This window comes from Hymenobacter bucti, from assembly GCF_042681145.1.
In the GTDB taxonomy this organism is placed as follows: domain Bacteria; phylum Bacteroidota; class Bacteroidia; order Cytophagales; family Hymenobacteraceae; genus Hymenobacter; species Hymenobacter bucti.
The window spans coordinates 1-13,854 of sequence record NZ_JBHUFD010000006.1 but is presented as its reverse complement, the minus strand read 5'-3'; the positions used below and the strand labels follow the sequence as shown (position 1 = coordinate 13,854).

Below are 13,854 nucleotides of genomic sequence, written 5' to 3'. Positions count from 1 at the left end.
CTATGGGTCTTAGTGGCTAAAGAGCCAACTCTTAACTCATAACTTTTAACTCTTAACTTAAGAATTGTACGCCCATTTTACGTGCATGGCGCCCCACGTAAACCCGCCCCCGAAGGCGGCCAGGATGAGGTTGTCGCCCTTGTGCAACTGCTTCTCAAAGTCCCAGAGGCACAGCGGGATAGTGGCACTGGTGGTGTTGCCATAGCGCTGGATGTTGAGCATTATCTTTTCGGGGCCCACGCCCATGCGGTGGGCGGTAGCGTCGATAATGCGCTTGTTGGCTTGGTGGGGTACCAGCCAGGCAATGTCGTCGTGGCTAAGGTGCTGGCGGGTCATTACTTGCGCGGCCACGTCGGCCATGCTTTTTACCGCGAACTTGAAGACCGTGGCCCCTTCCTGGTAGATGAAGTGCTCCTTGTTGGCCAGCGTTTCGGCCGAGGGCGGGCGGCGGCTACCGCCGGCTTTTTGGTGCAGGTAGGCTTCGCCACTGCCATCGGTACACAGCACCTGGTCGAGGATACCTAGGCCCTCGGTGCTGGGCTCTAGCATTACGGCCGCCGCGCCATCGCCAAACAGGATGCAGTTGGCGCGGTCGGTGTAGTCTACGATGGCCGACATTTTATCGGCCCCCACGATGACGACCTTCTTGTACATGCCGCCTTGGATGAACTGCGCCCCGGTGGCCAGCGCAAACAAGAAGCTTGAGCACGCCGCGTTCATGTCGTAGCTGAACGCCTTGGTGATGCCACAGCCGTTGGAAATGATGTTGGCCGTGGCCGGAAACAGCACATCGGGCGTCACGGTGGCGCAGATGAGTAGGTCCACGTCTTCGGGCCGGGTGTTCGTTTTTTCGAGCAGCTGCTGCACTGCCTTGATGCCCATCACCGAGCTACCCTGGTCCTTGCCCTTCAGAATGCGCCGCTCCTTGATGCCGGTGCGCGAGGTTATCCATTCGTCGGTGGTATCGACCAGCTTTTCCAGCTCCTGGTTGGTGAGCACGTAGTCGGGCACGTAGCCTCCGACTCCGGTGATGGCGGCGGTAATCTTCATGAGCGCAAAGGTGCGGCCCAAACGCAAAAAGCCCGACCTAGGTCCGGCTTTTTCGAGTTAGGATTTGAAAGAGTCTTTGATTTGGTCCACGATGCCAGCATGAGCCATCTGGTAGCCCTGCATCAGCATGTTACAGATAGCCAGCGGCGTGCTTACTCCGTGGCCGATAATGGCATTGTCGTTGATGCCCAAAATGGGCGAACCGCCGGTGTTTTCGTAGTTTACTTTCTCAAAAAATTCGTTAGTCAGGTTGCTCTGCACCATAATGTCGTACATCGACTCGGCCATTTTCAGCATCACGTTGCCCACAAAACCGTCGCAGACAATGACATCGGCCTTGTCATTAAACAGGTCGCGGCCCTCGATGTTGCCGATGAAGTGCACGTGCGGGTTCACTTTGAAGAGCTGGTGGGCCGCCTGCGTGGCGGCCGAGCCTTTGCCTTCTTCTTCGCCCAAGCTCATCAGACCCACTTTAGGGCGCTCGATGCCAAGCACGTACTTCGCGTAGAGCGAGCCCAGCTCGCCAAACTGCTCCAGCATTTCGGGCTTGCAGTCGGCATTGGCGCCGGCATCGACCAGGATACCGTAGCCACCCGCCAGCTTGGGCACAAAGTTGGCAATGCAGGGGCGCATGACGCCCGCCACCGGCTTCACCGTAAACATGGCGCCGACTAGCATGGCTCCCGTGTTGCCAGCCGAGCAAAACGCGTCGATTTCGCCGCTGTGCAGCAAGCGGTAGCCCACAGCAATACTGCTATCCTGCTTCTGCTGGAAGGCTTTGGCGGGGTGCTCGCCCATCTCAATGACCTGGGTCGAGGGCACTAGCTCCAGCGCATCGGCCGCCGAGCCATACTGTTGGAGGAAAGGCCGTACTTCGGCTTCGGTGCCGATAAGTACTACCTGAGCTTTGCCGGCTAAGCGCTGGGCAGCCAGCACGGCACCAGCCACGGCAGCCTGGGGGGCAAAGTCGCCGCCCATAGCGTCGAGGGCAATTTTCATGTACGCGGGAATAGAAAAGAATCAGCCAAAAAGCGCAACGCGCGAAACCAAACCGGGCCGGACTGCCAATCTAGAGTAGAGCAGTCCGGCCCGATGGTACCGCGAAATAACAACGCTTTCGGTTATTCTTCGTCCGAACCCGTGTCGCCAGCGGCGGCCGGAGCAGCTACCGAGGTGTAATTTTTGATGGCCAGCTGGCCATTGTGGTACAGGTCACCGTCTACTACGTAGGCCTTGTGGCGCAGGTGCAGCTCGCCCGTGTTGGGGCAAATAGTAACCGCTTTAGGGGTCAGCTTGTGGTGGCTACGGCGTTTGTCGCGGGTGGCGGTGGAGGTCCGGCGCTTAGGATGTGCCATGGTCTTGGAAGAAAATTAGGAGTTGAGAATTAGGAATGATGAATTAGAGCAGGGTCCTAATTCAGGTTTTTGAGCGCCGCCCAACGAGGGTCGGCAGGCTCATCATCATCCGGCCCTTCGCCCAGCGGGCGGGTCGAGAAGATGAGTTTGGTGGTAGCGTCGGGGTCATCATCGGCTTCGTTTTGGAAGCGCGGATGCAGCTTTTTCATGGGTAAAGCCAGGCCGATGTAATCGTAGAGGTGCTGCGCGATATTGAGCTCCAGCGTGTCGGGCGTTACTTGCAGCACATCGTCGTCGAGCTCTTTGGCCTCGTCGCTGTAGCGCACAAGTAGCTTGTTCTCAATGTCGAGCGGGTGGTCATACTCATCGAGGCTGCGGTCGCAGGTGAGGCGTACGGTGCCCGTGATGTGCGAGTTGATGGTGATAACGCGCTCGGTTTTGATGAGCTCTACGTCGGCGTGCAGGTCGCCATCGGCAATGAATTCGCCGGTGGGGTCGAACTGCTCGAAAAAAGCGCGGCCCAGCTCAAACGCAAACTGGTGCGTCTTGAGCGAGAGCCTGGCGATGGGCAAATCAAATTGCGGGTCTTTTTTCACGGTAGTCCGGATAACGGGGGGCAAAGGTACGGGTTTTTGTTGGCTTTATCAAGCAGTTGAAGTGTAACACCGAGCCCTAGGTCGGCGAATTGTTGGCTTAGCCCGAAAAACGGGCTGCTCAACGACTCGCCAAGCCGGAGCTTGGAACTACGCCGTTTTCAGAATGAATTCGGGGCTGATGTCGAGCCGCTCGTAGAGCTTTTTGGCTAGGTCCATCGTTACGCGCCGTTTGCCGCTCAGGATTTGGGAGAGGCGGCCGGCGGGCACTTCGAGCAGCTGCGCTAGGTCCTTTTGCTTGAGCTGGCGCTGCTGGCGCTTGAGCTCAATCATGGCGGGCAGGGTGGTGGGCTTAGGGTAAACCGGAAAATAGCCAGCGCGAATCTGGTAATTCTCAACAGCCTTCGCCAATACGTCAAATTGCTGCTCACGCTCGGCTACGCCTTCAAAGCCTTCGGCAATCAATAGGTCAAGCTGAGTAAGAGCTTCTTTGCATTCGGCTTCATTGCTAATAATCATAGCGGTTTGGTTGCAGAGGATTAAACGGTGGTGACATCAATGGCATCGTACTCGTGGTGTGTGCCCACGAACCGGATAAAAATGGTGCGGCGGCTGAAAAATATCATCGCTACCAGGCGGTAGTGATTACCCTTGATATTGAAAACGTAGCGGTCGTTGCCCACAAAATCGACGTTGTTGAAGCTACGGCGCATGTCAGCGAGGCTCTTCCAATCGGCGGCTTTGCACTTGAAATACCATTCATCCAGCGCATCTCCTACCGCAGGATTAGTTTCTGTAAAATCGCGGATGGGTGCGTAGCTGATGATGACCATGCATACTTAAAACAGGAAACGCGGCCGTTGCCAGCCGCGTTTCAAAAGTAGAAAGAAAATTTCAATTTTGGAAATTATCACGCTTTCCTAGGGTCGGCCGCGCCCTGCTGTCGGGCGCGCACCACGTCGCAGGCCAGGTACACGGCCGCCCGAAACGAGGAAGCGTCGGCTACAAACTTACCTGCCAGGCCGTAGGCGGTGCCGTGGTCGGGGGAGGTGCGGACGACGGGTAGGCCGGCCGTGAAATTGACGCCCTGCTCGAAGGCCATGAGCTTGAAGGGAATCAGACCCTGGTCGTGGTAAATGGAGAGCGTGGCGTCGAACTGCCGGAACTGCCCGGTGCCGAAGTAGCCGTCGGCGGGGTAGGGGCCGAACACGAGGTGGCCGTCGTGCTCAAACTGCCGGATGACGGGCGTGATGACGTCGTTTTCTTCGCGGCCGATGAGGCCGTTTTCGCCCGCGTGGGGGTTGAGGCCGAGCACGGCGACTTTAGGCTTGAGGATACCGAAATCGTTTTGCAAAGACTTGAGCAGCATGCGGATTTTGGTGCGGAGCAGGTCGCCAGTGAGGCGCGTGGACACGTCTTTGAGCGGGATGTGGCCGGTGGCGGTAGCTACGCGCAACGGTAGGTTTTCATCAACCAGAAACATGAGGCTATCGGCGGCGCCGAAGTAGCTGGCCAGAAACTCGGTGTGGCCGGGGAAGCGGAAGTCGTCGGCCTGCGTGTTTTCCTTGCTGATAGGCGCGGTCACAATGGCGTCGAGCAACCCGGCTTTGAGGTCGCGGCTGGCGGCGAGCAGGCTTTCGCGGGCGGCCTGGCCGCTGGCGGGCGAGGGCTGGCCGGGCGTGAGGTGGAAGTCCTCGTCCCAGCAGGTCACGGCGTTGAGGCGGCCGGGGGCGATATCAGCCGCGTCGCGCAACTGGCGGAAGGTGAGCGGCTCGGCGCCTTGCTCAATGGGAAAATCATCGAAGAGCGCGGTGGCCGTGCCGTAAACTACGGGCGTGCACTGTTGAAGCAGGCGCTCGTCGCGCAGGGTTTTGTAGATGACCTCGGGGCCGATGCCGGCGAGGTCACCCACGGAAAAGCCGAGGCGAGGAAGAGTAGATTTGGAAGGGGAGGGGCTCATAGAAAGGAAGAACCAGGGCAGCTTGGCCAGCGGAAAGCCACCGGGCAGCTAATCGGTGCCCAAAAGTAGCGCCGTGCGGGCGGGTAGCTGCGGGCGGCTGGGCCGATGGTTACAACTCCTGATAAAGCCAGGCCATCTGGCGGGCCGTAACCCAATCGGGCACGGCGGCCAGGGCTGCGTTGCGTAGCGGGGCCAGCCAGGGCGGGGTAAATTGGGCCAGCATCCCGAGCTGCCGCGACTGCGCGATGATGCGGCGGGTGCGGGCCCGGCGCTGCTGGTCGAAGGCCCGGAAGGCGGCCGGCAAGTCGGCTGGGGCGGCGCGCAGGCAGCGAGCCAGCACGGCGGCATCTTCCACGGCCATGCCGGCGCCCTGGCCTAGGTTGGGCGTGGTGGCGTGGCCGGCATCGCCGAGCAGCAGCACCCGGCCAAAGGCTAGGCTGGCCAGCGGGACCAGGTCGAAGAGGTCGCCCCAGAGCAGGTCGGCATCGGTGGTGGCGGCCAGCACCTGCGGGATGGGGGCGTGAAAGCCAGCAAAATGGCGCTGTAAATCGGCCACCCGGTAGGCTCGCAAAGCGGGGTCGTTGGGGACAGGACTAGTGAGGCAGGCGAACCAGTAGAGCCGCTCATCGGCTACCGGCACCAGCCCGAAGCGCCCGGCGCGGCCCCATGTTTCGCTGGTGCCGGTGGTGGGCAGACCCGGAATATCGGCCTGCACCGTGGCCCGCCAGCAGGTGTAGCCAGCGTAGCGCGGCTGGCTGGCCGGCAATTGCTGCTGCCGCACCCGCGAGCGGATGCCGTCGGCGGCTACCAGCGCCGCGGCCGTGGCTTGTTCGCCGTTTTCGAAGAAGGCGGTTACGTGGGTTTCGGTCTGCTCGAAGCGCGCCAGCCGGTGCCCTAGGTGCACTACGCCGGGCGGCAGCGCCCGCAGCAGTTCGCGCTGCAAGTCAGCCCGGAGGATACCTAGGTTGTCGTAACCCAGCCGCTCGGTAAAGGCCGACGTATCGGCCCGATTAAGCACCCGGCCGTGCTCATCGAGCAGGCGCACGGTGGTGAGCGGCGTGCCCACCGGCCGCACGGCCGCATGCAGGCCCAGCTCGTCGAGCGCCCGCATGGCATTGGCCCCCAGAACCACCCCGGCCCCGATTTCGCGCAGCTCGGCAGCGGCCTCATACACACGCACTTGGTGGCCCAGCCGCAGCAGCGCCTGCGCAGCCGCCAAGCCGCCGATGCCGGCCCCGATGATGAGAAAGTCAGCCATTGAAGTAGGATATTGGACTACTAACGTGGCCGTTTTAGGCGCAGCGCAACTGATTGAAGCAGTCTATTTGCGTAAATTCTAAGCTGCGGCAGAAAGAATTTAGCTTGTCGTTATACTATCGACTTAACGACAATTAAATCAATAGAATCATCTTCCAGACCAGCATACTTATCTAAATGAAAATCACAACCATGCTCATAATCGTCTTGAGCTAGGGTCAGTAGTTGGGCAGCCAAGGAAATCAAGCCATCTTTATTGGCAGTGATAATTACCCCATCGTGGCCTAAGTCAACCTTTATTTCATGATTACCAACCCAAGTAAACGTGAAGTTATAGGGATTGTTGGGCAGGTCTAACGTGACTTCCATCAGTAGTTAAGCCAGTTGCTTAGTCAAGAACTCATACAACAAGCGCACGCCCATGCCGGTGCCGCCCTTGCCGCGGTACGAATCAGGCGCGGTGAGGAACGCGGGCCCGGCGATGTCGAGGTGCAGCCACGGCGTGCCTTCGATGAAGCGCTCCAGGAATTTGGCGGCCGAGATATGGCCAGCTTCGGCCTTGCCTAAGTTGGAGAGGTCGGCGATGTCCGACTTCATGTGGTCGGCGTAGTCGTCCCAGAGCGGAAACTCGACCAAGCGCTCGTGCACGCGGTGGGCGGCGGCCAGGAGCTGCGCAGTGGTGTCGGTCTGAGCAGTGCCCATGACGGCGGCGGCTTCGGTGCCGATGGCCCGCACAGCCGCCCCGGTGAGGGTGGCGAGGTCAATAACCAGTTCGGGCTGGTATTTCTTGGCGAAGCTGAGGGCATCGGCCAGCAGCAGGCGGCCTTCGGCATCAGTATTTTTGACTTCGACCGTGAGGCCCGAGAACATGGTGAGCACGTCGCCGGGCACGTAGGCGAGGCCGCCGGGACGGTTGTCGGTGGCGGGCACCAGGCCGATGACGTGGAGCGGTACCTTGTTCTTGGCCAGCGCGTAGAGTACGCCGCCCACGGCCGCGCCGCCGGCCATGTCGCACTTCATCATGTCCATGCTGTTGGGCGTGGGCTTGAGGCTAAGGCCGCCGGTGTCGTACACCACGCCTTTGCCCACGAGCACGTAGGGACGCTCGTTTTGCGCGCCCTCGGGCTTCCACTCCAGAATGCTAAAAGTGGGCGGCTCGGGCGAGCCTAGGTTCACGGCGAGCAGGCCGCCCATGCGCAGGCTCTCGATTTTGACCAGGTCGAGAATTTCGGTGTGGTAGCCGGACGCGTCGCCGGCTTCGGCTAGGCGCTCGGCTAGCTGCTGGGCGTTGAGCTTGTTGACGGGCGCATTGACGAGGTCGCGGGCGAAGGCGACGCCTTCCAGCAAGTTTTGCAGCTCCGTGACCTGGGTTTCGGTGGGGGCGTCGCCGACTAGCGTGATAGTGGTGAGCGACGCGGCGGCGCGGGATTTCTCATCGGTTTTGTAGCCGGCAAACTGGTAGGCTGACAAGAACAACCCCTCGGCCAGCGCGCGGGCGGCGCCGGTAGTTGAGCTCAGGTTCTGGATAAAAACCTCGGCGGTTTTTTCCTTTTTGAGGGCGGCGTGCAGCTGGTGGCCGGCTTGGCGCAGGGCTTCGAGGGTGAGGTCGGGCGTGCGCTTTTCTTCGAGCACCACAAAATAGTGCTGGTGCGAAAAGTGATTGAGCGCGACAAACTTCTGACCGGCTGCTAGGGCGCTATCGACGTAGGCGCGGGCCTCGGCGGGCAGGTCGGTAGTGGCGGGCTCGGGCAGGGCGGTGGCACCTAGGGGGAGCACAAACACCTGGGTAGACTGGGCCGGGGCGGTAGTGGCGTGGGCGAGCTGGAGCGACATAGTGCGACTAATAGAAACGTAACTTTGGCGTGAAGGTATGTGAAACGGAGTGGCACTCCGTTTTCGCATGGCCCGCGCCCAAACGCCCTAACGGAGCATCGCTCTGTTTTACAACTTCTATGTTTTCTCAAAAAACCTGGCGATTACTGCTGCTAATCTGGGGGTTACCATTGCTGGCCTCAGCTCAGCTGATGCAGCCCAAGGCCACCTTTACCCGCGCCGACTCGCTGCGCGGCGGGCAGCCAGCGCTGCGCACCTGCTACGACATCAATTACTACCACCTCGATGTGAAGCTCGACGTGGCGCGCAAGTTTCTCAGTGGCTCAAACCTGTTTCGCTTCACCGCCACCCAGGATTTTACGCGCTTGCAGTTCGACCTGTTTGCCAACCTAGAGGTGGGTAAAGTGCTGTACCACGGGCGCGAGCTACCCTACAAACGCGAAGCCAACGCCGTGTTCGTGACCTTTCCGCAGGCCATCAAACAGGGTAGCCGCGACGAGTTTACGGTGGAGTATTCGGGCTTCCCAACTATTGCCAAAAAGGCGCCTTGGGATGGTGGCGTGGTCTTCGCCCAAGATGCGCAGGGCCAGCCCTGGGTAGCCACCGCCTGCCAGGGCGTGGGCGCCAGCATCTGGTGGCCCACCAAGGACCAGCAGGCCGACGAGGTAGACAGTATGCTCATCAGCGTGGCCGTGCCGGCTGGCCTCAAGGATGTGTCGAACGGCCGGTTGCGCGGCACCAAGAAGCTGGCCGGCGGCTACACCCGCTTCGATTGGGCCGTGCGCAATCCCATCAACAATTACGACGTGGCCCTGAACGTGGCCAACTACGCGCACTTCTCCGACGTGTACCAGGGCGAGAAAGGGCCGCTAACGCTCGACTATTGGGTATTACCCGAAAGCTTGGAGAAAGCCAAAAAGCAGTTTGCCGCCAACGTGAAGCCCATGCTCAAGAGCATGGAAGCGTGGTTTGGGCCGTATCCCTTTTATCAGGATGGCTATAAGCTGATAGAAACGCCGCACCTTGGCATGGAGCACCAGAGCGCGGTGGCCTATGGCAATAAGTACCAAAACGGCTACCTAGGGCGCGACCGCTCGAATACCGGCTGGGGCGATAAATTCGACTTCATCATCATCCACGAAAGCGGGCACGAGTGGTTTGGTAACAACATCACCACTAAGGACATCGCCGATATGTGGGTGCACGAAAGCTTTACCTGCTACTCTGAAGGCCTGTTTGTGGAAACGCACTACGGCAAGCAGGCGGGCCAGGAGTACCTGCACGGCCAGCGCCGCAACATCCAAAACGACGGCTCCATCCTAGGTCCCTACGGCGTGAACAAGGAAGGCTCGGGCGACATGTACGACAAGGGCGCCAGCCTGCTCAACATGCTGCGCACGGCCATCAATGACGATACCAAGTGGCGCAATATCTTGCGCGGCCTGGGCAAAACGTTCTACCACCAAACCGTGACCGGCCAGCAGGTTATCGACTACATCAACAAGGAGTCGGGCCACGATTTCAGCAAGGTTTTCGCGCAGTACTTACAGCACGGCGAGCTGCCGGTGCTGGAAATGCGCATCGAGAAAAACCAGCTTCTAGGTCGCTGGGTGGCCTCGGTACCGGGCTTTGACCTGCCCGTGCGCTTGCGCACCAAGGGCGGCGAGTACCGCTTCGTGACGCCGACTACCAAGTGGGCCCCGCTCGATTTGCCCGGCGCCACCAAAGACAATGTGGAGGTCGACACGTTTGACTACTACGTGGGCGTGCTGATGGATTGATTAAAAATGTCCAAGCCAAACCCATTACCCCATCTCATCTGCCAGCATAGCCAGCTTGCGCAGCAAGCGTATCCGCGCAATCCGTTAAATCCGTTAAATCTGCGATGCTTGTACGCCCCAAAAAACACCTAGGTCAACATTTCCTGTCCGACCCGAATATTGCCCGCCGCATCGTGGAGAGCCTGCGCCTGCCCGATGGCGTGCGCGAGGTGCTCGAAATCGGCCCCGGCATGGGCGTGCTCACGCAGTATTTGCTCGAAAAGTCAGCCTACCAGACTAGCGTGGTCGAAATTGACCCGGAGTCGGTGGCCTACCTAGGGCAGCACTACCCGGCGCTGGCGCCGCGCATCTACGCCACCGACGTCCTTAAGCAGGACCTCGAAACGATGTTTCCGGACGCGCCGCTGACCATTATCGGCAACTTTCCTTACAACATCAGCAGCCAGATATTCTTTCAGGTGCTGGCCAGCCGGCAGCAGGTGCGCGAGGTGGTGGGCATGATTCAGAAGGAAGTGGCTGAGCGCCTGGCCGAGCCTCCTGGCTCCAAAACCTACGGCATTCTGAGCGTGCTCTTGCAAGCCTACTACGACATCGAGTACCTGTTTACGGTGCCGCCGCACGTGTTCATCCCGCCGCCCAAGGTCGAATCGGCCGTGGTGCGCCTCACCCGCAACGCCACCGAAAAGCTGGACTGTGACGAGAAGCTGTTCTTTCGGGTGGTGAAGCAGGCCTTTTCGACCCGCCGCAAGACCTTGCGCAATGCCTTGAAGCCCCTAGGGCTGTCGAGCGAGGCCATGAGCGGGGATATTTTTGATAAGCGCGCTGAGCAACTGGGCGTAGCGGAGTTTGTGATGCTGACGAATCTGGTGGCGCAACAGTAAAAATACAGATGGTATTAAGGGCCTGTACTCTCTTGCTACTGGCGGCTAGTAGTAGCTGTTCTCATCTTGAAAAGACATTAGTAGCAGGACGTTACTACACTGCACCTACAGAAGATGGCGATGAGAGGCTATATTTTGATGACCCACAGCTAGGACCTGTAGAATTAGGTGCGCCCTCAGTAGTTGGAATAGCCAAAGGTTATGTGGCATCTTATGAGGATAGTTGCTACCTATTTCCGGTGGCTGCTGTTACGGCCGAAGATGCCCGCAGCGCCCGAATAGGCCCCTTGACCGAATCTGTTTGCAAGCAAAAAGTGTTTCAGTTGACAGGGGACTCGTTGCAGCTTAAGTCACTGTATAATAATTACTGAGTTAATGAACCTCTGCCTGATAATAGACGAAATGCACGCCTCGCTCTTGCCCATGCTGCGCAGCATCGGCGTCGAGGGTGATTATCAACCTAAACTGGCGGTTGCCGACGTGCCCGCCGCCCTCGCCGCCAAGCCCTACACCGGCCTGATGGTGCGCAGCAAAATGCGCATCACGGCCGCGCTGCTGGCCCACGGGCCGCAGCTGCGCTACGTAGCCCGCGCCGGCGCCGGCGTCGATAACATTGACGAAGAGGCCCTGGCCGCCGCGGGCGTAACGCTCGTGAACGCTCCCGAGGGCAACCGCGACGCGGTGGGCGAATTTGCCGTGGGCCAGCTGCTGGCCCTGCTGCGCCACACCGTGATGGCCGACGCCGAGGTGCGCCGCGCCGAGTGGCACCGCGAAGCCAACCGCGGTGAGGAGCTAGGTACCAAAACCGTAGGCCTGCTCGGCTACGGCCACATGGGCCGCGCGTTTGCCAAGCGTCTGCGCGGCTTCGGCTGCACGGTGCTGGCCCACGACCACGACCCGGCCGTGCTCACCGACGGCAACGCCGAGCTGGTACCGCTGGCCGAGCTGCAAGCCCGCGCCGAGGTGCTCAGCATCCATATTCCGTATTTTGAGGCCAATCACGAGTTCGTGAACGAGGCGTTTTTGGCGGCCTTTCCGCACCACATCTGGCTCGTGAACACGGCCCGCGGCGAGGTGCTCGACCAAACCGCCTTGGTGGCCCGCTTGCAAAGCGGCCAGGTGCGCGGCGCGGCCCTCGACGTGCTCGCCAACGAGAAGCTTGCTACCCTCACGCCCGCCCAGCAGGCCAGCTTCGACTACCTGCGCGCGGCCCCTAACGTGGTGCTTTCGCCCCACATCGGCGGCTGGACGCACCAGAGCTACCAGCGTATTAATGAGGTGCTGGTGGCTAAGATTCAGGCGGTGCTTGGGGCCTAGTTTGCGGTGTTTAGTACCCGGTATTTGGGGCTTGACCTTTGGGGTTTGGCGAGCAAGTATCAGCTGTTCAGCGCTAAGCACCAGGCACCAAGCACTATACCCCAGGCACTACCCGCCAGGCACCAAGCACCAACTTTTATCGTATCTTTGCCTAACCAATGGGGGAGAACGGCTGGCCAAGTGCCAGCCGTTCTCTTTCTTTTTTACCAGACCCACCCGCTCCGCGAAAACAGTCCTGAACACTTATGGCTACTATTAATTATTACACCGCCGAGGGCCTGCAAAAGCTGAAAGACGAACTTCAGGACCTCAAAGTGCGGGGCCGCGCCAAGGCCGCTGAAGACCTGCGCGAAGCCCGCGACAAAGGTGACCTGAGCGAGAACGCCGAGTACGACGCCGCCAAAGACGCCCAGGGCCTGCTAGAACTAAAAATATCGAAGCTCGAAGAAGTAGTAGGCAACGCCCGCGTCTTAGACGAGACCAATATGGACTTCAGCAAAGTGCTCATTCAGAGCAAGGTGAAGCTGAAGAACCTCAAGAATAACATGGTGCTCGACTACGTGCTGGTGGCCGAGGAAGAAGCTAACCTGGCCGCTGGCAAAATCTCCATCAAGTCGCCCATCGGCAAAGGCTTGCTGGGCAAGGAAGCCGGCGACCTGGCCGAAATCATCGTGCCCGCCGGTAAGCTCCAGTTCGAGATTCTGGAAGTAGGCCGGTAGTTTTTGGGTTGTTAGCTTTTGGCTAGTAGCCGTTAGCTGCATAGTATGGAAAAGGCTGCTGAGCGAATCAGCGGCCTTTTGTCGTTATTAGCGGCATCATTCATTGCTGGGAGCCAACGGCTAACAGCTATAAGCCAACGGCTAACCCCCAATGCCCACCATATTTTCCCGCATCGTTTCGGGCGAGCTACCCGCCTATAAGGTTGCCGAAGACGCTGACCATCTGGCTTTTCTCGATATTACGCCGCTGGTCGAAGGCCACACGCTCGTCATTCCCAAGAAGGAAATCGACTACATCTTCGACATGACGCCCCAGGCGCTGGCGGCGCTGCACGTCTTTGCCCAGCGCGTGGCTAAGGCAGTGCAGGCGGCCGTGCCCTGCCGGCGCATCGGCGTGGCCGTGATTGGGCTGGAAGTGCCGCACGCCCACATTCACCTCATCCCGATGAACAAGGTGGCGGACATGAACTTCGCCAACCCCAAAATAACCGTGCCCGCCGCGCGCATGCAGGAGCTGGCCGCCGCCATCGCGGCCCAGGTGCCGGGCGGTAGCGGCCTGCCCGCGCCCGCCGCGGCTACCGCTTCGGCTGCCCGCAGCAGCGCCGCGCCCGCCGACCCTAACGATGCTACCCTGGCCCAACTGCAAAAGCTGACCGACGGCCTGATATTCAGCAGCGAATCGGAAGCGCCACTTGAGGCCGTGAGCTACGCCGCCCCCGTGGGCGACCTCTCCGATGCGCAACTGCTGCAAGCCCTAGGTGAGCCGGCCGGAGCCAAAGTCGAGAAGGTGGAATTGACGGTGTTTCTCCGCAACCAAACGGCTGATACGGGCAAGGCCGGCGTAGACATCGCCAACCGCTATAAAGCGCTGCAACTCTACATGAAGCAGGAGCTGGATGGCACGCAGGTGTACCGCATCGGCACCGGGCCGCAGGTGCACGCCTATGCGCTGGGCCGCGACGCGGCCGGCCGGCTGGCGGGGTTCAAAACGGTGTTGACGGAGAGCTAGGGCGAGGTTCTGCGCTCAACTATAATCGTCCTGGCATAGGGTGCGGGGCTGGCCCCCGCCCGGCGTTGTTGAGCAGGTGCATTCTCAACAACGCCGGGC

Annotated in this window: 15 protein-coding genes; 5 read left to right on the top strand and 10 right to left on the bottom strand. The window is 60.1% G+C overall.

What is annotated here, in order from left to right:
* Positions 1-57 precede the first annotated feature (57 nt).
* The 10 genes from ACFSDX_RS16540 to ACFSDX_RS16495 form a co-directional block, all read right to left on the bottom strand.
* Positions 58-1,050: a beta-ketoacyl-ACP synthase III gene (locus ACFSDX_RS16540; protein ID WP_382315512.1), complete on the bottom strand. Its 993-nt coding sequence runs from the start codon at positions 1,048-1,050 to the stop codon at positions 58-60.
* A gap of 57 nt (positions 1,051-1,107) precedes the next feature.
* Positions 1,108-2,049 carry a phosphate acyltransferase PlsX gene (gene plsX / locus ACFSDX_RS16535; protein ID WP_382315510.1) on the bottom strand — a complete coding sequence of 314 codons (942 nt, stop codon included), beginning with the start codon at positions 2,047-2,049 and terminating at the stop codon, positions 1,108-1,110.
* A gap of 122 nt (positions 2,050-2,171) precedes the next feature.
* Positions 2,172-2,405 carry a 50S ribosomal protein L32 gene (gene rpmF, locus ACFSDX_RS16530; protein WP_144850195.1) on the bottom strand — a complete coding sequence of 78 codons (234 nt, stop codon included), beginning with the start codon at positions 2,403-2,405 and terminating at the stop codon, positions 2,172-2,174.
* A 56-nt stretch (positions 2,406-2,461) separates the two neighbouring features.
* Entirely contained in the window at positions 2,462-3,025 is a 564-nt protein-coding gene (locus tag ACFSDX_RS16525) for a YceD family protein (RefSeq protein WP_382315508.1), read from the bottom strand.
* 123 nt (positions 3,026-3,148) lie between these two features.
* Complete coding sequence (locus ACFSDX_RS16520; RefSeq protein ID WP_382315506.1) at positions 3,149-3,517, bottom strand: helix-turn-helix domain-containing protein; 369 nt, start codon at positions 3,515-3,517, stop codon at positions 3,149-3,151.
* A 20-nt stretch (positions 3,518-3,537) separates the two neighbouring features.
* Positions 3,538-3,831, bottom strand: coding sequence for a type II toxin-antitoxin system HigB family toxin (locus ACFSDX_RS16515; protein ID WP_382315504.1), 294 nt, complete (start codon positions 3,829-3,831; stop codon positions 3,538-3,540).
* A 77-nt stretch (positions 3,832-3,908) separates the two neighbouring features.
* Positions 3,909-4,958: a 4-hydroxythreonine-4-phosphate dehydrogenase PdxA gene (pdxA, locus tag ACFSDX_RS16510; protein ID WP_382315502.1), complete on the bottom strand. Its 1,050-nt coding sequence runs from the start codon at positions 4,956-4,958 to the stop codon at positions 3,909-3,911.
* Between the two features lie 109 nt (positions 4,959-5,067).
* The gene (locus tag ACFSDX_RS16505; RefSeq protein WP_382315500.1) at positions 5,068-6,216 is read right to left on the bottom strand and encodes an FAD-dependent monooxygenase; all 1,149 of its coding nucleotides are present in this window, start codon (positions 6,214-6,216) and stop codon (positions 5,068-5,070) included.
* 110 nt (positions 6,217-6,326) lie between these two features.
* Positions 6,327-6,584: an Imm32 family immunity protein gene (locus tag ACFSDX_RS16500; protein ID WP_382315498.1), complete on the bottom strand. Its 258-nt coding sequence runs from the start codon at positions 6,582-6,584 to the stop codon at positions 6,327-6,329.
* Positions 6,585-6,590: 6 nt separating this feature from the next.
* Positions 6,591-8,048 (bottom strand): leucyl aminopeptidase family protein, encoded by a 1,458-nt coding sequence (locus ACFSDX_RS16495; protein ID WP_382315496.1) that lies wholly within the window; start codon positions 8,046-8,048, stop codon positions 6,591-6,593.
* 119 nt (positions 8,049-8,167) lie between these two features.
* Between ACFSDX_RS16495 and ACFSDX_RS16490 the strand changes: the two genes are divergently transcribed.
* The 5 genes from ACFSDX_RS16490 to ACFSDX_RS16470 all read left to right on the top strand — a co-directional run bounded on the left by ACFSDX_RS16490 (position 8,168) and on the right by ACFSDX_RS16470 (position 13,755).
* Positions 8,168-9,829, top strand: coding sequence for a M1 family metallopeptidase (locus ACFSDX_RS16490; RefSeq protein WP_382315495.1), 1,662 nt, complete (start codon positions 8,168-8,170; stop codon positions 9,827-9,829).
* Between the two features lie 104 nt (positions 9,830-9,933).
* Positions 9,934-10,710: a 16S rRNA (adenine(1518)-N(6)/adenine(1519)-N(6))-dimethyltransferase RsmA gene (rsmA, locus tag ACFSDX_RS16485; RefSeq protein WP_382315493.1), complete on the top strand. Its 777-nt coding sequence runs from the start codon at positions 9,934-9,936 to the stop codon at positions 10,708-10,710.
* A gap of 375 nt (positions 10,711-11,085) precedes the next feature.
* Entirely contained in the window at positions 11,086-12,027 is a 942-nt protein-coding gene (locus ACFSDX_RS16480; RefSeq protein WP_382315491.1) for an NAD(P)-dependent oxidoreductase, read from the top strand.
* 245 nt (positions 12,028-12,272) lie between these two features.
* Positions 12,273-12,746 (top strand): transcription elongation factor GreA, encoded by a 474-nt coding sequence (gene greA / locus ACFSDX_RS16475; protein ID WP_382315489.1) that lies wholly within the window; start codon positions 12,273-12,275, stop codon positions 12,744-12,746.
* A 151-nt stretch (positions 12,747-12,897) separates the two neighbouring features.
* Entirely contained in the window at positions 12,898-13,755 is an 858-nt protein-coding gene (locus ACFSDX_RS16470; RefSeq protein WP_382315487.1) for a nuclease A inhibitor family protein, read from the top strand.
* Positions 13,756-13,854: the final 99 nt, after the last annotated feature.